This is a genomic window from Riemerella anatipestifer (assembly GCF_009663465.1).
In the GTDB taxonomy this organism is placed as follows: Bacteria; Bacteroidota; Bacteroidia; order Flavobacteriales; family Weeksellaceae; genus Riemerella; species Riemerella anatipestifer_C.
This window is the reverse complement of sequence record NZ_QXHU01000001.1, coordinates 235,384-259,613: the sequence shown is the minus strand read 5'-3', so window position 1 is coordinate 259,613 and position 24,230 is coordinate 235,384. Positions and strand designations below refer to the sequence as shown.

Annotated in this window: 15 protein-coding genes and 1 pseudogene; 9 read left to right on the top strand and 7 right to left on the bottom strand. The window is 34.1% G+C overall.

The annotated features are described in order from the left end of the window. Nucleotides 1–21 precede the first annotated feature (21 nt). A complete protein-coding gene (locus D1003_RS01075; protein ID WP_004918800.1) occupies nt 22–360 on the top strand; it encodes a MerR family transcriptional regulator in 339 nt (112 codons plus the stop codon). Nucleotides 361–389: 29 nt separating this feature from the next. Continuing rightward, nucleotides 390–1,358: a hypothetical protein gene (locus tag D1003_RS01070; RefSeq protein WP_153935377.1), complete on the top strand. Its 969-nt coding sequence runs from the start codon at nt 390–392 to the stop codon at nt 1,356–1,358. Between the two features lie 222 nt (nt 1,359–1,580). Here D1003_RS01070 and asnB read toward each other — a convergent pair whose 3' ends face one another. Next, nucleotides 1,581–3,251, bottom strand: coding sequence for an asparagine synthase B (gene asnB, locus D1003_RS01065; protein WP_153935376.1), 1,671 nt, complete (start codon nt 3,249–3,251; stop codon nt 1,581–1,583). Nucleotides 3,252–3,418: 167 nt separating this feature from the next. Between asnB and aspS the strand changes: the two genes are divergently transcribed. After that, nucleotides 3,419–5,167, top strand: a complete 1,749-nt coding sequence (gene aspS, locus D1003_RS01060; RefSeq protein ID WP_153935375.1) for an aspartate--tRNA ligase — start codon at nt 3,419–3,421, stop codon at nt 5,165–5,167. 776 nt (nt 5,168–5,943) lie between these two features. Further along, complete coding sequence (locus D1003_RS01055) at nt 5,944–8,160, top strand: NADP-dependent isocitrate dehydrogenase (protein WP_153935374.1); 2,217 nt, start codon at nt 5,944–5,946, stop codon at nt 8,158–8,160. Between the two features lie 72 nt (nt 8,161–8,232). Here D1003_RS01055 and D1003_RS01050 read toward each other — a convergent pair whose 3' ends face one another. Further along, nucleotides 8,233–11,889, bottom strand: coding sequence for a M1 family aminopeptidase (locus D1003_RS01050; protein ID WP_153935373.1), 3,657 nt, complete (start codon nt 11,887–11,889; stop codon nt 8,233–8,235). A gap of 4 nt (nt 11,890–11,893) precedes the next feature. Then, on the bottom strand, nt 11,894–12,769 hold the full coding sequence (locus D1003_RS01045; protein ID WP_153935372.1) for an ABC transporter ATP-binding protein: 876 nt from the start codon (nt 12,767–12,769) through the stop codon (nt 11,894–11,896). A gap of 170 nt (nt 12,770–12,939) precedes the next feature. Between D1003_RS01045 and D1003_RS01040 the strand changes: the two genes are divergently transcribed. Then, nucleotides 12,940–13,875: a pseudouridine synthase gene (locus D1003_RS01040; RefSeq protein ID WP_153935371.1), complete on the top strand. Its 936-nt coding sequence runs from the start codon at nt 12,940–12,942 to the stop codon at nt 13,873–13,875. 393 nt (nt 13,876–14,268) lie between these two features. On the opposite strand, the pseudogene D1003_RS01035 reads toward D1003_RS01040, so the two are convergent. Continuing rightward, a pseudogene (locus D1003_RS01035) lies at nt 14,269–14,872 on the bottom strand (porin family protein). 262 nt (nt 14,873–15,134) lie between these two features. Here D1003_RS01035 and D1003_RS01030 point away from each other — a divergent pair. Both D1003_RS01030 and map read left to right on the top strand, forming a co-directional pair. After that, nucleotides 15,135–15,566, top strand: a complete 432-nt coding sequence (locus tag D1003_RS01030) for a BT0820 family HAD-type phosphatase (protein WP_153935370.1) — start codon at nt 15,135–15,137, stop codon at nt 15,564–15,566. Nucleotides 15,567–15,590: 24 nt separating this feature from the next. Then, nucleotides 15,591–16,400, top strand: coding sequence for a type I methionyl aminopeptidase (gene map, locus D1003_RS01025; protein WP_153935369.1), 810 nt, complete (start codon nt 15,591–15,593; stop codon nt 16,398–16,400). 63 nt (nt 16,401–16,463) lie between these two features. Here map and pheA read toward each other — a convergent pair whose 3' ends face one another. The 3 genes from pheA to hemN all read right to left on the bottom strand — a co-directional run bounded on the left by pheA (nt 16,464) and on the right by hemN (nt 21,731). Beyond that, nucleotides 16,464–17,309: a prephenate dehydratase gene (gene pheA, locus D1003_RS01020; RefSeq protein ID WP_153935368.1), complete on the bottom strand. Its 846-nt coding sequence runs from the start codon at nt 17,307–17,309 to the stop codon at nt 16,464–16,466. Between the two features lie 74 nt (nt 17,310–17,383). After that, nucleotides 17,384–20,257: a protein translocase subunit SecD gene (gene secD / locus D1003_RS01015; protein WP_153935367.1), complete on the bottom strand. Its 2,874-nt coding sequence runs from the start codon at nt 20,255–20,257 to the stop codon at nt 17,384–17,386. Between the two features lie 118 nt (nt 20,258–20,375). Further along, the gene (gene hemN, locus D1003_RS01010; RefSeq protein ID WP_153935366.1) at nt 20,376–21,731 is read right to left on the bottom strand and encodes an oxygen-independent coproporphyrinogen III oxidase; all 1,356 of its coding nucleotides are present in this window, start codon (nt 21,729–21,731) and stop codon (nt 20,376–20,378) included. Nucleotides 21,732–21,900: 169 nt separating this feature from the next. On the opposite strand from hemN, the gene D1003_RS01005 reads away from it, so the two are divergent. Beyond that, a complete protein-coding gene (locus D1003_RS01005; protein WP_153935365.1) occupies nt 21,901–23,352 on the top strand; it encodes a sodium:solute symporter in 1,452 nt (483 codons plus the stop codon). Nucleotides 23,353–23,370: 18 nt separating this feature from the next. After that, nucleotides 23,371–24,222: a transketolase gene (locus tag D1003_RS01000; protein ID WP_153935364.1), complete on the top strand. Its 852-nt coding sequence runs from the start codon at nt 23,371–23,373 to the stop codon at nt 24,220–24,222. Nucleotides 24,223–24,230: the final 8 nt, after the last annotated feature.

Here is a 24,230-nt window from a genome sequence, read left to right as displayed (position 1 = left end):
TGGTTCTAATTTGGTATAAATATGAAACTTAATCTTCCAGAAAAACTATATTATTCCATAGGCGAAGTCGCCAAAGCTTTTGATGTAAATACATCACTCATAAGGTATTGGGAAAAAGAATTTCCTGTAATAAAGCCTAAAAAAAATAAAAAAGGTAACCGATATTTCACGCCAAAAGATATTGATAACTTAAAGATGATTTATCACTTAGTAAAGGAAAAAGGCTATACTTTAGACGGTGCTAGAGTGGCGTTGGCTACCAACGAAAAAGTAAGCGAAACGGTAGAAATAATAGACCGACTAGAGTTCATAAAATCAGAACTTACCAAACTTAAAGATGCTTTGGTAGATAAGGAGTAAATGGGACTGGTTTTCGATATAGGTGTGGTATGGTAGAAAATAAAAGAAAACAATATTTAAAAAGATATTTTGGGATATTTTTAGGGGTACTTTATGGAGTAATGTTTAGGCTCTTAAGTATTGATATGGATATATATGATTTTAATGGAGTTACTTTTTTGGTGATAATTCCGATAATATTAAGTATACTTCCTATTACTTTTTCTTCCACTGAAATCTATAAGTCTAAGCTAAAGTTATTTTTTTATCCGTTTTTTACCCATATTCTTTTTTTTATTGTAACATTTGTTACTGGCTTGGAAGACCTTTTGTGTATTTTAATTTTAGGAATTCCTTATTTCGTAATTGTAGGGATAGTAGGGCTTTTAGCTGGTTTTCTTATTAGAGATATAAATAATTATAACCCTAATAAAAAAATATATTTTATCCTAATATTTCCGTTTATCACTAGTCCCATTGAACATATTTTTCCTAATAAATCAGAACGGTTTTTGGTGGAAGAAAATATTATAATCAATAAAAACTACAAAAAAGTCTGGGAGAATATTCTAGCTGTTCCAAAAATAAAAGAAGAGGAATATAAAAATGGGATTTTTCAATATATAGGTATTCCTAGACCTATTTGTTCTGTAGTGTATAATAATGATAAAGTAAAAAGGTATAGAGTGGGTTATTTTACAGGTGGTTTAGAGCTATATGAAGAAATAAAAAAAGAGGAGAAATATACATTTGTACAGTTTGAGATAGATATTAGTAAATCAAGGTTAAGAGATACTCCGACGGATAAGCATATTCTTAATAATGAGGAGCTGTTCAAATTCGAAACTATTTCATATCGATTAGAGCCTATCTCTGAAAATAGGACAAAACTCGTGCTAAATTGTGAATATCAACTTAATTCAAAAATGAATTTTTACGCTCAGTTTTGGGCAGATAAAATTATTCTGGATTTTGAAAAGAGGCTTTTAAGTGTTTTAAAACTCAAATTAGAAGAATAGATTTATTGTATCCTATTATAAGTCTTTTTAGGCATAAAAATTATGGATTTAAATATTGGTATTGTTAAATTAAAATGCCGTTTTTTTGTATAAATTATGTATTTCATCTAGCTCAACAATATTTCTATAGGTACCTCTCTCACTAGTAAATTTCCATCAAAATGAATGAATTCCAAAAAAGGCTTGAATTATTACTTCAAGCCTTTTGTTTTTAATAAATCTTTACTTTCGGTAAGCCTCGGTGTGTACCTTTGCTACGGCTCTTCCAGAAGGATCGTTCATATTTTTGAAAGATTCGTCCCAAGCCAATGCCGTAGGTGTACTACATGCCACAGATGGTACAGAAGGAACAGTAAGTGCTGCCGCTTCTGATGGAAAATGCTCTTCAAAAATACTTCTATAGTAATACTCTTCTTTAGAAGTAGGCGTTTGTACAGGAAAACGAAACTTAGCATTAGCTAATTGTTCATCTGTTACCTTTTCATTTACCAACTCTTTGAGTTTATCTATCCAGCTGTAGCCTACGCCATCAGAAAACTGCTCTTTCTGTCTCCACGCTACTGATTCTGGCAAAACATCTTCAAAAGCTTTTCTAAGTACCCACTTTTCCATTCGTTCTGGGGTAACCATTTTATCTTTCGGGTTAATGCGCATAGCTACATCCATAAATTCTTTATCTAAAAAAGGTACTCGTCCTTCTATTCCCCACGCCATAAGAGATTTATTAGCTCTTAAGCAATCGTATTGGTAAAGTTTATCTAGTTTTCTTACCGTTTCATTATGAAACTCTTCTGCATTCGGAGCTTTATGGAAATAAAGATAACCTCCAAAAAGTTCATCTGAACCTTCTCCCGAAAGCACCATTTTTATCCCCATAGATTTAATTACTCTTGCCATTAGATACATTGGCGTGGAAGCCCTTACAGTAGTAATATCGTAAGTTTCTAGGTAATAAATTACATCTCTTATGGCATCTAAGCCTTCTTGTATTGTAAATTTTATTTCATGATGAATGGTTCCTATATGTTTTGCCACATCTTTCGCTGCTTTAAGGTCTGGCGAACCTTCTAATCCTACCGCAAACGAATGAAGTTGAGGATACCACGCTTCAGATTGGTCATCTGTTTCTATTCTCTTAGCAGCGTATTTTTTAGCTATGGCAGAAGTAATGGAAGAGTCCAAGCCACCTGAAAGTAAAACACCATAAGGTACATCAGACATCAACTGACGATGAACGGCAGCTTCTAAAGCATCTCTAAGTTCAGATAGATTAGTGGTATTGTCTTTTACATTATCAAACTCTCTCCACTCTCTTTTGTACCACTGTTCAAATTTAGTTTCTTTGCTATGCCAATAGTGTCCTGGAGGAAATATTTCTATTTTAGAACAATAGCCTTCTAAAGCTTTAAGCTCCGAAGCTACATAAAAAGTTCCATTTTTATCCCAACCTATATACAAAGGAATAATCCCCATATGATCACGAGCAATAAAATATCCATCTTTTTCAGTATCATAAAGGGCAAATCCAAAAATACCATTAAGTTCATCTACAAAATCTTTACCTTTCTCTTGATAAAGAGCCAAAATAACTTCACAGTCTGATTCTGTTTGAAACTGATATTTCCCCTCAAATCTTTTACGAATTTCTCTATGATTATAAATTTCACCATTTACAGCTAAAACCAACTTTCCGTCAGGACTGAACAGTGGCTGTTTCCCAGAAGTAGGATCCACAATAGCTAGACGCTCGTGAGCGATAACCACTTTATCGTCACTATACACACCACTCCAATCTGGACCACGATGACGTATCTTTTTTGACATTTCTAATACCTGAGGTCTAAGACTCTCCGCCGATTGCTTTATATCAAAAGCACAAACAATTCCACACATATATATTCTCCTAAAATTATAAATCTACGACAAATTTATTATTTTATACGATACCAAACCTTCTTTAAATCAAAAAAAATAAAAAAAGTGAAAGAAAAATATTTTTTGAGGGCAATTCCGTATCTTTGCACAGATTGTAAAATAAACTATAATACTTAAAGAATATTATGTTCCGAACACATACCAATGGCGAACTTTCGCTAAAAAATCTTAATGAAAATGTAACACTTTCTGGCTGGGTACAGACGATAAGAGATAAAGGTTTCGTAGTCTGGATAGACCTTAGAGACCGCTATGGTATCACTCAACTTGTTTTAGATGAGGAAAGAACTACTAAAGAGCTACTAGAGAAAGCTAAAAAATTAGGAAGAGAATTTGTAATACAAGCCAAAGGAAAGGTTATTGAAAGAAGTAACAAAAATCCTAAAATCCCTACAGGAGAAATAGAAATATTGGTAGAAGAACTAAATATTTTAAATGAATCTCAACTTCCGCCTTTTACCATAGAGGATGAAACAGACGGCGGTGAAGAACTTAGAATGAAATATCGCTATTTGGATATTAGAAGAACACCTGTGAAAAATAAACTCGTTTTCCGCAGTCAAATGGCACAAGAGGTGAGAAACTATCTTTCTAACCAAGGTTTCATAGAGGTAGAAACCCCAGTACTCATTAAATCTACTCCAGAAGGAGCTAGAGATTTTGTGGTCCCTAGCCGTATGAATGAGGGACAGTTTTATGCTCTACCACAGTCTCCACAAACCTTTAAACAACTCCTAATGGTAGGTGGTATGGATAAATATTTCCAAATAGTAAAATGTTTTAGAGATGAGGATTTAAGAGCAGATAGACAGCCTGAATTCACCCAAATAGACTGTGAAATGGCGTTTGTAGAGCAAGAGGATATTATGAATGTGTTTGAAGGTATGACGACTCATCTCCTAAAGAAAGTTACAGGGAAAGATTTCGGAACTTTCCCTAGAATGTCCTTTGCTGAAGCTATGCAGAAGTATGGTAACGATAAACCAGACATCAGATTTGGAATGGTATTTACTGAACTAAATGAAATCGTTAAAGGAAAAGATTTTAAAATATTTGATGAAGCAGAATTGGTAGTTGGTATCAATGTAGAGGGCTGTGCAAACTATACTAGAAAGCAGATAGATGAACTTATAGATTGGGTAAAACGCCCACAGATAGGTGCTACTGGAATGGTTTGGGTAAAATATCAAGAGGACGGAACACTAACCTCTTCGGTTAATAAATTCTATACTGAAGAAGATTTAAAACTAATTGCTGGAAAATTCGGAGCGAAAGCAGGTGATTTAATGCTTATCATGAGTGGAACGGCTTCCACCGTAAGAACTCAACTTTCTGCTCTAAGAATGGAATTAGGTAACAGACTAGGTTTAAGAAAGTCCGATGAGTTTGCTCCTCTTTGGGTAATAGACTTCCCTCTTTTGGAATGGGACGAAGAAACTCAACGCTACCACGCAATGCATCACCCATTTACTTCTCCAAAAAAAGAAGATTTACACTTACTAGAAAATCAAGCTGATAAAGCGAGAGCCAATGCTTATGACTTAGTGCTTAATGGTAACGAAATTGGTGGTGGTTCTATTCGTATTTATGACCGAAATCTACAATCTAAAATGTTTAATTTGCTAGGTTTTACAGAAGAAGAAGCAGAGGCACAATTCGGATTTTTAATGAATGCCTTTAAATATGGAGCTCCACCTCATGGCGGACTTGCCTTTGGTTTTGACCGATTAGTGGCTATTCTAGATGGTAATGAAGTCATTAGAGATTACATTGCTTTCCCTAAAAATAACAGCGGTAGAGATGTAATGATAGATGCTCCAAGCAATATCGCAGAGGAACAATTAGAAGAACTACATTTAAAATTGAAAAATTAGAATTGATATAATTCATAAATCGGTTCTCGGTTCTATGAAATGTTATGAATATCAATCATAGAATAAAGTTAAAACTGGATTTACAAGAGACTTACAAACATATAAATGTAGAGATTGTGTTGCTATTTTAAGTAATTCTTTATAGCGATAGGAGGGGTGTTAAACTTTATCTATGAAACGATTTATTAAATGAGGTATAAAACCTTTATTTACCTAAATCTGAGGAGCCTATGGAAAAATTGTTGGGCTAGATGAAATACATAGTTATATACAAAACAAAAAAACTACTGCTAAATGTGTTGTCGATAGATTTGGAAAGCACTTCGTTGATTTTGTTTGTGAAAAAAGAAACACAGCAACGTTTGAAAGAAGATAATATTAATAGCTTTTGTAGTGATCACCGCAAAAGCTATTATGAATTATTTTTTTAAGAAAAGTATTGTGAGTCAATAACAGAAAACTTCATCGTTGAAAGTTACAATTCCAAAGTCAGATATTATTTAGCACGAGTTCAGATTAAGTTATTTATTTTCTTTGTTATGGTAGTTTACTACCTCCCTATTTTTCATTTTTAATAATATATCTAACAGTCAGAATTTTACACAAAACCCCACAAATCCGATAGATACCCCCTAATACACGATTATTATTTATAATCAATCTAAACAAAAGACATATTAAAATTCTTAGAAATGACCACACAAAAGGAAAGTTATACACTTTTTTTCATTATTTTTGTAGAAATTAACTCTGATAAACTAAAAAAAATAGAATAAATGTCAACAGCTAAAATTTACTACACTCTTACTGATGAGGCTCCTATGTTAGCCACACATTCGTTTTTGCCTATTGTAAAAGCATTTACAAAATCTGCAGATATACAGATAGAAGTTCCTGATATTTCTTTGTCCGGAAGAATATTAGCTAACTTTCCAGAAGTTCTTACCGAAGAACAAAGAATCCTTGATGCTTTAACTCAATTAGGAGAATTAGCTACAAAACCAGAAGCTAATATTATTAAGTTACCTAATATTTCAGCTTCTATACCTCAGCTTAATGAGGCTATAGAGGAACTACAGAAAAAAGGGTTCAATGTACCTAACTATCCTGCAGAACCAAAAACGGAAGAAGAAAAAGAAATTAAAGCTAAATATGCTAAAGTACTCGGTTCAGCTGTAAACCCCGTACTTAGAGAAGGTAATTCTGACAGAAGAGCTCCTAAGGCTGTTAAAAACTATGCAAAAGCTAATCCACACAAGATGGGAGAATGGTTAGCAAGTAGTAAAACAGATGTGGCTCATATGAACCAAGGAGATTTCTACGGTACTGAAACTTCTACGACTGTAGAGAAAGATGGTAAGTTTAAAATTGTATTCTTTGGAAATGACGGTTCAGAAAAAGTACTAAAAGATTACGCTTCTCTTCAAGCAGGAGAAATTATAGATTCATCTGTAATGAACATCAAAGCCTTAAAGGCTTTTGTAAAAGAGGCAATACAAGAAGCTAAAAGTAGAAATGTATTGCTTTCTGCTCATTTAAAGGCAACTATGATGAAGGTGTCTGACCCTATTATTTTCGGAGCTATTGTTGAAACATTCTTCCAAGAAGTATTTGAAAAGTATGCAGAAACATTCAAATCATTAGATGTTAATCCTAACGATGGACTAGCAAGTCTTTATGATAAAATTGCAGGAATTGCTCAAGAAGCTGATATAAAAGCTGATATAGAGCGTGTTCTAAACGAAAGTTCTAGAGTAGCAATGGTAAACTCGGATAAGGGAATTACTAACTTCCACGTTCCTAGTGATGTTATTGTAGATGCTTCTATGGCGGCATTAGTTCGTGGTGGCGGTAAAATGTGGAATAAAGATGGACAAGAGGAAGATACTTTAGCCATAATCCCAGACCGTTCTTATGCAGGTTTCTATCAAGCTGTAATAGATGATATGAAAGCTAATGGGAAGCTAGACCCTACTACTATGGGTAGTGTACCTAATGTGGGGCTAATGGCTAAAAAGGCAGAAGAGTACGGTTCTCACGATAAGACTTTCCAAATGGAAGCTGAAGGTACAGTAAAAGTTCTTAATGAAAATAACGAGGTTCTATTAGAACAGAAAGTAGAGGCTGGAGATATTTTCAGAATGTGCCAAACTAAAGATGCTCCTATACAAGATTGGGTTAAATTAGCGGTTAACCGTTCTCGTTTATCGGATACTCCAGCTATATTCTGGCTAGATAAAGGTAGAGCTCACGATAGAGAAGTTATCAAAAAAGTAGAACAATATCTTAAAAATCATAATACAGAAGGTCTTGATATTAGAATTTTAGATGTTAAAGACGCAATGTCTGAAACTCTTAAAAGAGCTAGAGAAGGTAAAGACACTATTTCTGTATCTGGTAATGTTCTTAGAGATTACCTTACGGATTTATTCCCTATCCTAGAGTTAGGAACCTCGGCTAAGATGTTGTCTATTGTACCTCTTATGAACGGTGGTGGGCTATTTGAAACAGGTGCAGGAGGCTCTGCTCCTAAGCATATAGAGCAGTTTATAGAAGAAGGCTATTTACGTTGGGATTCTTTAGGAGAATTTTTAGCACTACAGGCAAGTTTAGAACACTTAGCACAAACTCAAAATAACACGAAGGCTCAAGTATTGGCAGATGCACTAGATGAAGCTAATGCCAAGTTTTTAGCTAATGACAAATCTCCAGCTAGAAAAATAGGAAGCATAGATAATAGAGGTTCTCATTTTTATTTAGCGTTATATTGGGCAGAAGCTTTAGCAGCACAGACTCAAGATTCAGAGTTATCTACTCTGTTTCAACCTATTGCTAAAGAAATGCAAGAAAATGAGGCAAAAATCAATGAAGAGCTCATCACTTCTCAAGGTAAAGCTCAAGATATTGAAGGCTACTATCGTCCAAACGAAGATAAAACTTACGCTGCAATGCGTCCTTCGGTAACACTTAATCAAATTATTGATAGAATATAATTCCGTTATATTCAAAATATTTGATAACAAAATAGGAGGCTTAAAAACCTCCTATTTTTGTTTTATTAAAACTTATTTAATCCTTTTCCTATTATCTTCGGAAACTCTATCAATGAGTTTATTATAGGAATCCACTCCCACTTCGTAAGGTTTTTTATCTACAACAATCCTAATATGATTGTCTATCTCGTTAATGAAATATTTTTTGTTATAAATTTCATTTTCATACTGATGACCGTTCTTCTTGATAGGTTCTCCAAAAACACCTATTTCAATATAATCAGCCAGAGGTAACGATTTTACCTTACTTTTTCTAATTTGAGCTTCTAAGCCTTTGCCTTTAGCATCTTTATAAATAGCATCTCCTTTCGGATTCGTCTGATACTTAGATACTAAAAACCTAATATCTACTTGATATTTACCATTAGATAATGATGTAACCTTAACATCTTCTACCTTATTGTCATATAGTGTAATGGTTTCAAACATATCACGGATAAGGTACTGTAAATGAGGTGGTGTATTTGCTTTTAAATGTTCTACAAATTCTATAGAAGTAGTATAAGGAGCTTCTTGAAATGCTGTTTTTTCAACAAACGATTTCAGTATATTATTGAAGTTTTTCTCGCCTAAATAATCGCTCATAGCATAAAGTACCAAAGCCCCTTTATCATAGTGTATATACTGCTGATTTTCTACATACATTAAAGGATTTTCTTCCTTCCATTCAAAAGTTCTTCCTTGCAGGTATTTGTCCAAAGCCTCTTTCAAAAACTTTCTCATTTGGTATTTACCGTATTCTTTTTCTAGTACTTTTAAAGAACTGTACTCTGATAAAGATTCCGATAAAAGTGTTGAACCTTTAGTATTAGCTCCTATAACTTGATGAGCCCACCATTGATGCGCCATTTCGTGAGAAACCACAGAGAATGGATAGTCCACAGAATTAGGATTATCTAAATCTACCATTGCTATGAAACCTATACCTTCGGAGAAAGGCATCGTGTTGGCAAATGCCTGTGCAAAAGTACCTTCGGTTTTAGGAAACTCTATAATCCTCGCCTGTTTGTGCTGATAAGGACTAAAGTTTTCAGAATAGTATTTAATGGATTTTTTCATTGCTTCCATCATTCTATCAAGGTTGTATTCGTGCCCTTTATGATAGTAGATTTCGTAATTAATTCCGTTATACTTTTCCTTCTTAACTTCATATCTCCCCGAATTAAAGGCATAGAAATTGAGCATTTTTTGGTTCATTTTATAGTGGAAATAGCGTCTGCCATTTTCCGTCCATTCTTTTTGAAGATAGCCTGGAGCAATAGCAATTTGGTCTGCTGAAGTGCTTACCGTAGCTTCAAAGTTTATCCAATCCGAATCTGTTGCTATGTAGGTATTTTCTCTTGCTTTCAGATTTTTAGGGTCTGCCATAATTTCGGTATCAGGGAGCTGATATTTTTTTCTAATATCATTATCCTTTATCTCTGCACTAGCATTATAACCAAAACTAGGAAAAATAGAATTATTGATAAAAGTACCATTCTCCAATATAGGCGACCTGTCTTTGAACCAAGTGTTAGGCTTATTCTGAACCGTAAAATTAACTTTAATTGATTCTCCTGGTTGTAATGGCGTTTTAAGTCTATAAATATCAAAATATTGCACACTATCTTTGTGTACCAAATTAGCAGCAGTACTAAAATTAATTGCTTTAAGATTGTTATGATAGTTTACGAATAGGCTATCTATTGCTTTTTCAGTCTTATTAACCAAAGTATATTCTGCGGTGGCTTTGTAGTTTCTTTCTTTAGGAAAAATAGCCATATCTACTTTAACATCTACAATTCTTGGTTGTGGATAGTTTTCGTATTTTTTGTATTGTTTTTCATAATCTATCAGCATCTTTTCTTCTTCTTGCCTAGAATAATAAGGTTCTAGCTTTACGGCTTGATAATAAAAAGCATATCCTAGTCCCAAAAATGAAACCAAAAACAATACAAGGGGAATAGCTATATTGGTTTGCTTTACTCGTGAGAAGAATATTTTTATTCTCTCTTTAGCTCCAGAGAAAATACCTCGCCTCCAAAAGGCCAAAGTGAGCAGATATAGAACGCCACAAAACAGTAGCCAATACAACTTATAGTAAAGATAAGTTCTGTAAATTCCAAAACCATTCATATCAGAATAGCTATAACCGCCTCCCGAACTATTAAAATAATAAAATTTGTGTTCTAACCCTATTTTAGAAAATACAAGCGGATACATCATACTTAGGATAATTACAAAAAAGCCAACAAGATAGTTTTTGAAAAATCCTTGTATAAATACAGCATATAAGATGACAATAATGTAATACAATAGCTCTAAACCTAAGAAAGTTATAAGGTATTGACCTATTTCAAATTTAAAATAGCCATAATAAGACTGAATCAGCATTCCTGAAGTAATACTTACTAGCATAATAAGTATCACCATTTTTATAAGTCCTAAAACTTTAGACATCAAAAGCACCCAATTAGGAACAGGAGTACTATCTACCAAATGATTAATTCTAAAATTAGAAGCATTATTAAGACTAATTCCTGCGAATAAATAAATGATTAACAACAAAAATACTTCAAGAAGTCCTTTAGCCATACCTATAACTTTCCAAGTTACAGGATAAGTTCTGGTTCCAAATAACTCTTGCCCTAAGGTATAGCCCGAAAATACAATAAACAGCATAAGTATTGTAATGAAAATAAGAAAAATTCTGTTCTTCACAATGAGCTTAAACTCAAATTTAGATAAACTTATGGCTGTTTTAAAATTGTTCCAAAAATCATAATGATAGTTTACTTTAGGCAAATTGATTTTAATAATTCCTCCAAAATTATTCTTTGTAAATCTTTGTGCTTTCTTCTTTTTACCAAAAAAACTAGGCACTGTGTAGTTAAACGAGAATATAAAATAGGTAGCCACAAAAACCAAAATCCCTAGACCTACCCATACGAGTCTATTGTAAAGCAAGGCACTCTTGAAAGGGATAAGCAGTGTATTCTGTTCTTCAATCGTCCAGTATTCTGTAAGATATTCTAGTGATATAGCACCATAAGGGTCCAGCAAACTTACCCAAAATTTATCATCTACATCATTGGTCATATTATAAATAAACGACTGAAACAGTATCAGAATTATCACAAAAACAAAACCGATGTATTCATTTCTCGTTAAAGTTACCAACGCAAAAACAAAAGCTCCTATCACAAATATATTAGGAATAATAAACAAAAGATAAGGCTGTATATAGGCAAAAAAATCAATAGGAGCTAATAAATCTTTGTTTGCGAAAGGCAACACAGAAGCTAATAAAAACGCCGCACCTATTGATAAGGAAATTAGTACTGTTACAAGTATTCCACTTAAAAACTTACCTAAAATATAGCTAGATTTACTGAACGGATATACATAAAATATACTATGAAAGTTGTACTTATAATCTCGATATACCGTTGCACCTACTACTGCAGGGATAATAAAATTGATAAAAGTTCCTAGCTGTCCCAATAATCCGTTAAGGCTCAAAGCCGAATTTACAAACTTATTAGACGAAGTGGTGGCAGACAAATTATCAAAATAGCCCAACGCTATCGCAGATATTAAAAATCCTAAAGAAAAGAAAATGAGTAAATAAAGGTAAAATACCCAATTTTTCAGCCATCTTTTAAGTTCAAATATAAAAATCGTTTTCATAAGCCTATTGGTCGTTTTTTAGTGAAACAAAATAAACATCTTCTAACATAGGCTTCACTTCCTCAAAGGTTTCATTAGGTTGCTGTTCAGCATAAACCCTTATATTGAGTGTATTATCCTCATTAAATTTGGAGGAAAGCAAGTTGTATTTTTCATTAAAATCATCATAATCCTCTCGGTTGATAATACGGCTCCACACTTTTCCTTTCAGCATTTCTTCCCCTTGCTTAGGTGTTCCTCTAAAAAGTATCTTTCCACCGTTAAGCACGGCTAAATCATTACAAAGCTCTCTTACATCATCTACTATATGGGTAGAAAATATAACGGTATGCTTAGTACCGATTTCTCGCAAAACATTAAGGAAACGACTTCTTTCTGAAGGGTCTAGCCCTGCCGTAGGTTCATCTACTATAATCAGTTGAGGATTATTAAGTAATAATTGAGCAATACCAAATCTTTGTTTCATACCGCCAGAATATCCACTCACACTTTTATCTTTCACATCGTACAAATTGGTAATTTGTAGTACCTCTTTAATCATAGCTTCTCTTTCAGAAGCATTGGTAATTCCTTTTAAACGAGCAAAATAATCTAATAAACTTTGAGCCGACATATTAGGATAAACTCCAAACTCTTGCGGAAGATAGCCCAGCACCTTTCTCAGGGCCATTTTGTCCTCTAAAACATTGATGTCTCCAAAATAAATTTCGCCTTCATCAGGCATTTGTAAGGTAGCAATAGTCCTCATTAAAGATGATTTACCAGCGCCATTAGGTCCTAATAGCCCAAACATTCCGCTCCCTATTTCTAAATTAACTCCATTAAGGGCTTTTACTCCATTGCTATAAGCTTTAGTTAAATTTGAAATTTTCAAGTTCATAATAATTTTTTCTTGTATAAGTATCTTTATTATCAAAAATGTTACAGGTTTTAGTAGAATTTAATGATAAAAACTCTATCTAAGTATTTTACACAAACATCTAATTTTATAAGTAGCCTCTAATAACCTATAAAAAATTGTATCTTTGCAAAACATAATTAGTTACAAATATGAGCAGAGAACGCAAAAATTTTTCAGGTAAATCAAGGACGAATCAAAAAAGAGGGAATACTGAGAACTCTCGTGGCTCAAAATTAGACGGTAGAAATTTTGATTCTAGAGATAAATATATAAAAGGAGACCGTAGAGGTGGAAGAAGATTTGATGATAAAGAAACTGATAGAGCCAGAGCTTTTGTACAAAAAAGAAGAATAAATAAACTTGTACAACAGCCTAAAGATACCATCAGACTTAATAAATATATTGCTAATTCAGGGATTTGTAGCAGACGAGAAGCTGATGAATTGATACAGCAAGGTTTAGTTGAAATCAATGGTAAAGTAGTAACCGAACTAGGTTATCAAGTACAAAAAACAGATAAAGTGGTTTTCGATGGACAGAGCATTACACCTGAAAAGCCCGTGTATGTACTTCTCAACAAACCTAAAGGCTACATCTCGACCACGAAAGATGAGAAAGCTAGAAAAACAGTAATGGATTTAACAGCAAATGCTTCTCCATATAGAATTTTCCCTGTGGGGCGTTTAGATAGACAAACAACGGGCATTATCCTACTTACTAACGATGGGCATCTTACCAAGAAACTTACTCATCCATCTTTTAATATCAAGAAAATTTACCATGTTACCTTAGACAGAAAGCTTACAGGCGAAGATATGGCGACTATAGCTAAAGGAGTTAGATTGGAAGAAGGTGTTGCAGAGGTAGATAGCATTTCTTATATAGACGGTAAACCTAAAAATGAGATTGGGATAGAAATTCATATCGGTTGGAATAGAGTGATTAGGAGGATATTCCAAAGGTTAGGCTACGAAGTTGAGGCGTTAGATAGAGTGATGTTTGCAGGGCTTACCAAGAAAAATATCAAAAGAGGACATTGGCGTATCCTTACTGAACTTGAGGTAAATAATCTGAAGATGTTGTAAACTAATATTAGTTTGATATAAATATAATTAACAACAAAAGTGGGAGTAGGACTTTTAATTTTTTGCTTGCTAATTGGGCTATTTTTCGTTACGCTTCCGTTTTTGTGTTATGTTTTTGAAAGAAATATATTGTAAGATTTACTAATACTGATGATTTGTTTTTTTATGTCTTTCTGTAATTTACCTATCAATAAAAGCTCTAAATAAAGTTTAACTCTTTTTTAATGAATAAATTATCAATAGTGTTTTATAAAAATAACAAAAAAGGAAAAGTCTTTTCTGATTTTTCTTTTTTTATTCTTCATAAAAAAGACAGTTCTTTTTTTTCCATATCAACATAAATAAAAAAGCTGAGAAGTTTCCCTCTCAGCTTTCTTTTTGATAAAATATTTCTTAAAATTTAACTCCTAAACCTACTTGGAAAGTATTGTTTTTGTTAGTTGCATTATTTGATACAGAAATTGTTCCGTTTTTATTAATGTCTGTAAAACCAGCTACATACCTAGCATTAATACCTATATTTGGCGTAATATTAAACCCTAGACCTAACCCCATACCAAAATTAAATCCATTATAATTATCCTTATTAAGTTCTGCAGGGATTTTCCCCGACCCAAGAGGCGTTTCGTAAGAAGTTTTAGTATTTGCTCCCACTAAATCCAGCTTCTAAATAAAACTCTGGTGTTGCCTTATACTGGAACATTACAGGAACCGAGATATAGTCTAAGTTTAATTTCGTTTCTGCTTTTCCTAATATAGGAACATTCATTGTAGTTTTAGAACCCAAATTATTATAAAGCACCTCAGGCTGAATACTAAAACTCTCTGATATAGGAGCGTTTAGAAATACCCCAGCGTAATAGCCTACTTTAGCTTTAGTATCACCATAGCCTCCCTTAGAGATAGAAGATACATTTAAACCTGCTTTTGCTCCAAATTGTTGTCCAAATGCAAATGAACCAGCTACTACCGCTAATCCTAAAAATAATTTTTTCATAATTCCAATTTTTTAATTTTATAAAATTTGTTTTTTACAATAACTTTGTAATCAAAAGGCTTGCCAAAGTTAAACAATTGATTAAATTTTAGTAGAACGACAGAGTGCTAAACTTATTATCTCACCATCCCATTTCCAATAAAACCCTTTGTATATTGAGGAATAAACAAAGCCTACTCTCCTTAAATATAAAAGATAATACTTGAAAAATATACATTTATAACTATATTTGTAGCTCATTAAGATTTTAATACCTAAGTATATGCTTAACAATAAAAAATTAGCCATAGATTTTGATGGCACTATCGTAGAAGACGCTTACCCAAAAATAGGGAAACCTAAAGTTTTTGCATTTGAAACTCTAAAAAAACTTCAAATGGAAGGCTATAGACTAATACTATGGACTTACCGTAGCGGAAAAACTCTAGACGAAGCCGTAGAATTTTGTAGAAAAAATGGACTAGAATTTTATGCTATCAACTCTAGTTTTGAAGGGGAAGTTTTTGATAGTGCTACACAAAGTAGAAAACTTGATGCAGATTTATTTATTGATGATAGAAACCTTGGGGGGTTTCCAGGTTGGGGCGAAGTCTATAATATCATTAAAGATAAAATAGAATTCAGAGTAGAAGGAAAAGAAGTTTTGGCATATTCTAAACTAAAAAAAGAAAAGAAAAAAGGGCTTTTTTGGTAAAAAAGTTCATAAAAATAATCATTTATGATACAACTTAAGACGATTGAGGAGCTAAGATTGATGAAGGAGAGTGCCCAATTAGTTTCCAAAACTTTGGGTATGTTAGCAAAGGAAATAAAACCAGGTGTTACCACCAATCATTTGGATACTCTAGCCGCGGAATACATAAAAGACCACGGTGGAGAACCTGCTTTTCTAGGAATGTATGGCTTTCCTAAAAATCTTTGTATTTCGCCAAATTCAGAAGTGGTACACGGTATTCCTAATGATACTCCTCTTAAAGAGGGCGATATACTTTCTGTAGATTGTGGTGTCTATATGAATGGCTTTTATGGCGACCACGCTTACTCTTTTGAAGTAGGAGAAGTAGCTCCAGAAACCAAAGAATTACTAAAAGTAACCAAAGAATCTTTATACAAAGGGATAGAACAATGCGTAAGAGGAAAACGCGTTGGTGATATTTCTCACGCTATACAAAGCCACTGCGAAGCTCATGGCTATGGCGTAGTAAAAGAACTTGTAGGGCATGGTTTAGGCAGAAAAATGCACGAAGACCCACAAGTACCTAACTACGGTAGAAAAGGAAGTGGAAAGGTACTAAAAGACGGTATTGCTCTAGCCATAGAACCTATGATTAACATGGGAACTCACGAGGTGGTTTTCCATAGTGATGGCTGGACGGTAACTACTAAAGATAACCTTCCTTCAGCACACTTTGAGCATAATGTATGTATCATCGGTGGAAGACCTGTTTTACTCTCTACCTTTAAATATATCTACGAAGCACTAGGCATTAGTAGTACAGAAGAAGAACCTTTTAATATAGATTTTTAAATAAATTTTAAAGCGGTTTGATTTTTTGTCAAACCGTTTTTTATTTTTGTTATCAATTTTTTCCTAGCCTTCTAAAAGATACTCGTTATAATCGCCTAGAAATTTAACCTTAACTCCTATAGACTCTAATTCTTCCAATGCATTTTGATAAAGGATATTTCCCCAATCTCCTACAACATTGATGAAAAAAAAATAATTACCAAGTCCTGTTTTTAGAGTTCGGCTTTCTATTTTAGATAAATTCATCTTACGCCACGCAAATACCGATAGAATTTGATGCAACCCTCCAGCATAGTCTGTTGGTAAAGTAACCAATAGACTTGATTTTTGAGCTAAAGACTGACAAGGTAGTTCTAACTTATTTCCTCCTTTCTTTGAAACCACCACAAATCGAGTATGATTTTGTTCAAAATCCTGTATGTTAGAATGTAGAATTTTAAGGTTGTAAAGTTTCGCTGCATAAGTATTAGCAACTGCTGCCCAAGGTTTATCTGGATTTTCCGAAACGAATTTTGCTGCCGCTGCCGTAGAAGTATAATCTGTGGTCAAAACTTCTTTGAAATGATTCCTTCTAAAATGAAAAGTTTGGGCTAATGCCTGTGGGTGAGAAATAATATTCTCTACCAAAGTATTATTGGGATGCACCATTAAATGATGAGAAATAGGCATCACTACCTCTGTATTGATAGTAATATCTTTAAAATCATATAAATAATCCAGAGTTACTGAAACGGTGCCCTCTATGGAGTTTTCTAAAGGCACTACAATTTTATCTACTTTACCCTTATCTAAAGCTATAAAACAGTCTAATATACTGGTTTGAGGTAATAGCTCCTCATTCAAAAAAATCTGAGAAGCTGCCAACTGTGTAAAAGAAGCCTGTGGCCCTAAAAATGCTATTTTATTCATTTCAAAAAAATCAAACAAAAAAAGCCTCCTTTCTTTCAGTATAAAAAGGAGGCTTTGTATCTTAATAATAATTTTTATTTCAATTCATCCTTTTTCTTTCCTTTCAAGAAATCGTAAGCAATTGCGGAAGCAATAAATATAGACGAATAAGTACCAAAACCTATACCTAATAATAAGGCGAACATAAATCCTCTTAAACTTTCACCTCCGAATATAAATATCGCCAAAATTACCATCAATACTGTAAACGAAGTATTAAAAGTTCTACCTAAAGTACTGCTAATAGAATCATTAAACAAACCAGATAATGTAGCTGATTTCTTTTCTCTAAGGTACTCACGGATACGGTCAAATACAATTACGGTGTCATTGATAGAGTACCCCAATACTGTAAGGATAGCTGCGATAAAGTCCTGATTAATTTCCATATTAAACGGTGCTACTTTATAGAATAAAGAATAAGCCCCGAGAATAATTATAGAGTCATGGAATAATGCCGCTACTGCTCCCAAAGAAAACTGCCATCTTCTAAAACGGAACAATATATAAATGAATATTCCCACCAAAGAAGCCAACACTGCAAAAGTACCTCCTGTCTTAATATCATCTGCCACAGATGGTCCTACCTTAGTAGAAGAAACTATACCCAAATCATCTCCTTCCGCACTCTTAAATTTCTCTAATGTGTAACCTGAAGGATACTTAGATTTCAATCCTTCAAATAATTTAGCTTCAATCTCTTGGTCTGCAGCTAAAGATTCATCATTAATTTTATAATCAGTCGTAATTTTTAGCTGGTTAGAAGTTCCAAATGTCTTCACATCAACAGAGTTATTTTTACCGCTCTCTGTTTGAAATAGTTTAGATAAAGTAGCTTCAGCCTCTGCAGCATCTACCGTTTTATCAAACTTAACTACATAGTTTCTTCCTCCTTCAAAATCTACACCTAGCTTAAAGCCATTTACCACTATAGAAGCTAAACATACCACAGTAAGAATACCCGAAATAATATAAGCAAATTTTCTCTTTTCTATAAAAGCTATCCATACATTTCTGAATATATTTTTAGTAGCAGAAGTCCATACAGAAAGCCCTTTACCTTTATTAAGCCTACTAAATATCATTACTCTAGAAAGTAACACAGATGTAAAGAAAGTCATAATAAGACCTATAATAAGCGTAACGGCAAAACCTTGTATAGGCCCTGTACCAAAGATGTAAAGCACCACCGCCGTAAGCAAAGTAGTTAAATGCCCATCTACAATCGCTGAAAGTGCATGTTTAAAACCATCTTGATAAGCCTCTCTAATGTTTTTACCAGCAAAAAGCTCTTCTTTAGTTCTTTCATAGATAATTACATTGGTATCTACCGCCATCGCCATCGTTAGAACTATACCCGCAATACCTGGTAAAGTAAGCGTAGCGTCCATAGAGTCCATAATACCAAAGATATAGAACAAGTTAATAATCATAGCTATTACAGCATAAACACCTGCACCTCCGTAGTAGAATATGATATAAACTACAATAAAGATAAATGCTATAATAAACGACCACATACCAGCGTCAATAGAAGCCTGACCTAAAGATGGCCCTACAACATCCGCTTGTACAATTTTAGCACTTGCTGGTAATTTACCTGTATTTAAAACATTTACTAAGTCTTGAGCTTCGTCCTGAGTAAAGTTACCCGAAATTTGTGTACGCCCGTTAGGTATCGCATTTACAACATTAGGAGCTGTATATACTCTATCATCTAAAGTAACCGCCACAGGCTTACCTACATTCTTCTCTGTTAAAATCTTCCAATCTTTAGTCCCTTCATTATCCATCTGCATATCTACCACTACTCTACCTATTTGGTCGTAATTGATATTAGCTTTATCCACCGCACCATCTACTGGAGCTTTACCTGTGATATTAGAACGGATAGCATATAACACCAAGTGGTCTGGGGCTGTAGATTCTGGCTTATAAGCCCACAGAAACTTAGTATATTTTATATTACTTGGTCTTGCATCTAAAGCTACTGAGCTATTAAGAATTTTGTTAATCGTAGCCGTATCGCTTAACTTAATGTTACCAACACCATTACTTCTAAGTGTATTTAGGTTGAGCAACGCTGGGAAATTGGTTGTTTTAGCAACTCCCATAGAATCTCCTTTAGCCAATACTAATTTGGAAAGTTGTTCAAAATAAGGAGCAACTTCTGGTACTTGCTGAACTTCCCAAAACTGAAGTTTAGCAGAAGTCTGAAGCATTTTCTTTACTCTGTCAATATCTTTAATACCTGGCATCTCCACCAATATTCTACCTGTACCAGGTACTCTCTGAACATTAGGTTGAGTAACTCCCATTTTGTCTATACGAGTTCTAATAACTTCGTAAGCAGAACCTACCGCAGCATCTATTTTCTTTCTGATGATAGACTTAACCTCGTCATCAGTAGTATTAAATTTGATTTCACTACTTAATTTTTGAGTTCCAAATATTTCTGGACTCGCTAACTTTAAGTTTGCTCCTTTGCTTTTGTTCACATTATCAAACTGAACAAAGAAGTCCTCTATATAAGATTTAGTAGAGTTTCTCTGAGCTACATCTGTTTTATCTAGTGCTTCTATGAGGATTGGGTTAGATGAATAGTTAGTTAAATCCATCACCAAATCTCTCTGATTGATTTCCAAAAGCACATTGATACCACCTTTTAAGTCTAGACCTAACTTCATTTCACGCTCTTTAGCTGCTGTGTAATAAAGTTTAGTAAACCATAAATTAAGCGTATCTTTAGACAGACGATCTATCTCTTTTTGATACTTTGCCTGATTGTCTCCTGCTATTGCTCTAGCTTCTTTCTCTACCTTGCTCGCATAAAAAGTAGGGAGCATTTCGTTAAGACAAATAAGCCCTAGAACAATCGCAACAACTGTAATAAGTCCTTTTCCTTGCATTTTCAGTAATTTACAACATTAAAAATTATAGTCGGCAAATATAATGTTTTTCAGTATAATTATAAACTTTATTTGCCATTGTTTTCATTTTAAACAAATGAGAAATATCAATACTCTTCTAAACAGTCATAGAAAAAATTCTAGTTTCTGGAGCTTTTCTTAACATTCTCAAATCAAAAGTCATTGCTACATTTCGTGTGAATGCCTTACCAGCTTCTGTAATTCTGATTTTATTTTCTGATATTTCCACAAGACCGTCCGCTTCCATTTCTTTAAGTTTTTCTATGGTAGTTTCTAACTCTGGAAAAGCCGTTGCTTCCGTCCAAGAAGTCTCTAGCTGACACATAATATTGAGTATATGACGACGGATTTTCAAATCTTCATCGGTTAGGATATGCCCTCTAAACACAGGAATTTCTCCTTTCTCTACTCGCTGCTGATAGGCTTCTACCGTTTTTTCATTTTGAGCGAAAGCATACCAAGAGTCAGAAATGGCACTCATACCCAGACCTACCATAAGTTGAGTTTTCCCTGAAGTATAACCCATAAAATTCCTATGGATTTTCTTGTTAAGCATAGATTGGTAAAGGTCATCGTGCTCTAGTGAAAAATGGTCCATTCCTATCTCCTTGTAACCCAACTCTTCCAAAAGTTGCTTTCCATTCTCGTAGAGTTTTCTTTTTTCTTCGCCTGACGGAAGGTCATTCTCATCAAAACCTCTCTGCCCTACTCCTTTAATCCAAGGTACGTGAGCGTAAGAATAAAACGCCAGTCTATCAGGTTTCAAAGTCATTGTTTTTCTTATGGTATATTCCATTTTTTCCCAAGTATGGAACGGAAGTCCAAAAACCAAATCGTGAGAAACACTTTCGTAACCTATTTTTCTAGCCCATTGGGTTACTTTTTCTACATTCTCAAAAGGCTGAACTCTATTGATGGCTTTCTGTACTTTCTCATCATAATCTTGTACTCCAAAACTCACCCTTCTAAACCCTAAATCGTAAAGTACTTGCAAATGCTCTCTAGTGGTATTGTTAGGGTGTCCTTCAAAAGAGAACTCGGGTTTCTCTGCTATTGTTCCACCTGAAAGAATTTCCTCTATCAATATTTTCAAATTTTCAGGCGAGAAAAAAGTAGGCGTTCCTCCACCTAAATGTAATTCCTTGATTTTAGGTTTTTCGTCAAAAAGAGCCAAGTACAGCTGCCACTCTTTAATCACCGATTGTAAATAAGGGGTTTCTACAGAGTGCTGCTTTGTAATCCTTTTATGACAGGCACAAAAGGTACATAATTGCTCACAAAATGGCAAATGTATGTAGATAGAAATTCCTTCGTCTTTAGACTCCTTAAATGATTTTATTACCGTCTGTTCCCAAGATTGATGTGTAAAACTCTCCTCTTCCCAATAAGGTACTGTAGGATATGAAGTATATCTAGGACCTGGTATATTATATTTATCTATTAGTGAATTCATTTTGCAAAAATAACGTTTTTTAAACTCATTGTAAAAATTATACTTAGGTATTTATTTCTCTTACGGCAACATCTCATCTCTTGTTTTTTTGGAAATTTCTAAAGCCTCTATTTTTTTACCCCACAAGAAAAAGTTATCTTTGCGATGTTTATAGAAAAATGATTTTCGTATGTCGCCAATTCTCTTACTAGGAATTATTATTGCCTATTTTGGCATTCTACTATGGGTAGCTTATAGAACAGGTAAAGGAAGCAATAATGATAGTTTTTTTATAGGCAATAGGAGTAGTAATTGGATTTTGGTAGCGTTCGGTATGATAGGGACTTCTCTCTCTGGAGTTACCTTTGTAAGTGTACCTGGACAGGTGGGAAAAGACAGTTTCCATTACCTACAAATTACCATAGGATACCTCATAGGATACATTGTAATTGCATATGTCTTATTACCTCTTTATTACAGACTAAAACTAACCTCTATTTATGGGTACCTTCAACAAAGAATGGGAGCTTTATCTTATAAATCAGGTGCTTCTATTTTTATTGTATCTCGTTTGGTAGGTGCTACGGCGAGGCTTTATTTAGTGGTTAATATTTTACAAATGACTATTTTGGATAGCCTTGGCGTTCCTTTCATTGTAACTACTCTCATTATTTTAGTAATGATTATCCTCTACACCTACGAAGGCGGCGTAAAAACCATCGTATGGACAGACACTCTACAAACTACAGGAATGCTATTAGGACTTATTGTGTGTACCTTCTATATGCTTAATCATTTAGGACTGAATATCGCAGATAGTTTCACCGCAATGAGTGAACAAGGTTATACTAAAGTGTTTGACACCAATGTTAATGATAAAGGGTTCTTCATTAAACAAATCCTAGCGGGAGCATTCATTACCATTACAATGACTGGAATTGACCAAGAAATGATGCAAAAGTCTATCTCGGTAACCAACCTAAAAGACAGTCAGAAAAATATGGTAACTCTAGGATTTATATTGCTGGGTGTTATTTCATTATTCCTTTATATGGGTGGACTGTTACACCTTTACGGCATACAAGAGAATATTTCTAGCACAGGAGACCAGCTATTCCCAAATGTAGCTCTTAACCATATGCCGCCATTTATTTCTATTATTTTTATCATTGCTCTTATTTCTGCCCTATTCCCTAGTGCTGATGGAGCTATGACGGCACTTACTTCATCTCTTTGTATTGATATATTTGGGCTGAAAGAAAAAAATATCTCCGCTTCAGAAAAAGAAAAATTTAGAAAGAGAGTACACCTTTGGGTGGCAGTATTATTTTTAATAATGGTACTCATTTTTAAATGGATTAACGATAATTCTATGATAGGTCTTATCCTTAAATTAGCAGGCTTTACCTATGGACCTCTACTTGGGCTTTTCGCTTTTGGGATTTTCACTAAAAGAACGGTTAAAGATAAGCTAGTGCCTTACATCTGTATCGCCGCTCCTATCATCTCGTTTTTAATAGATAAATATCAAAGTCTTGTTTTTGGCGATTTCCAAATCGGGTTAGAATTACTTATCATCAACGGATTGCTTACCTTTGTAGGGCTTTGGTTCATCAGTAGTAAAAAACAATCATTTCAATAAAATTAAACCTATATTATAATGGCAAAATCAGTAGAAGAATTAAAACATCTCACCACACAAATCAGAAGAGATATTTTGAGAATGGTACACGCAGTAAACTCTGGACACCCAGGTGGCTCTTTGGGTTGTGTAGAATACTTTACAGCTCTTTACGGAAAGGGAATGAACTACTCGCTACCATTTAAAATGGAAGGCAAAAACGAAGATTTATTCTTCCTTTCTAATGGGCATATTTCTCCTGTGTATTACAGTACACTTGCTAGGTTCAACTTCTTTCCAGTAGAAGAATTGGCTACTTTCAGAAAACTAGACACTAGACTACAAGGACACCCTACCACACACGAAGGTTTACCTGGAGTGAGAATTGCTTCTGGTTCTCTAGGACAAGGGCTTTCTGTAGCTGTGGGTGCAGCTCTAGGTAAAAAGCTAGATGGTGATAAAGGTATTGTATTCTCCCTACACGGCGATGGAGAATTACAAGAAGGGCAAATTTGGGAAGCTCTTATGTACGCTAGCCATAATAAAGTAGATAACCTAATTGCAACTATAGACTACAACAACCGACAAATAGACGGTGATGTATCTGATGTACTTTCTTTAGGGAACTTAAAAGCTAAACTAGAAGCCTTTGATTGGCAAGTATTGGAAGTTAAAGAAGGTAACAACCTAGAAGCTGTAATTGCGGTGCTAGAAGAAGCTAAAGCACAAACAGGAAAAGGAAAACCTATCGCTATCATTATGCATACCGAAATGGGTAACGGGGTAGATTTTATGATGGGAACTCACGCTTGGCACGGTAAGGCTCCTAATGATGAGCAACTAGAAAAAGCCCTCGCTCAACTTTCTACAGATAATTTAGCTGATTATTAAACCTCAAA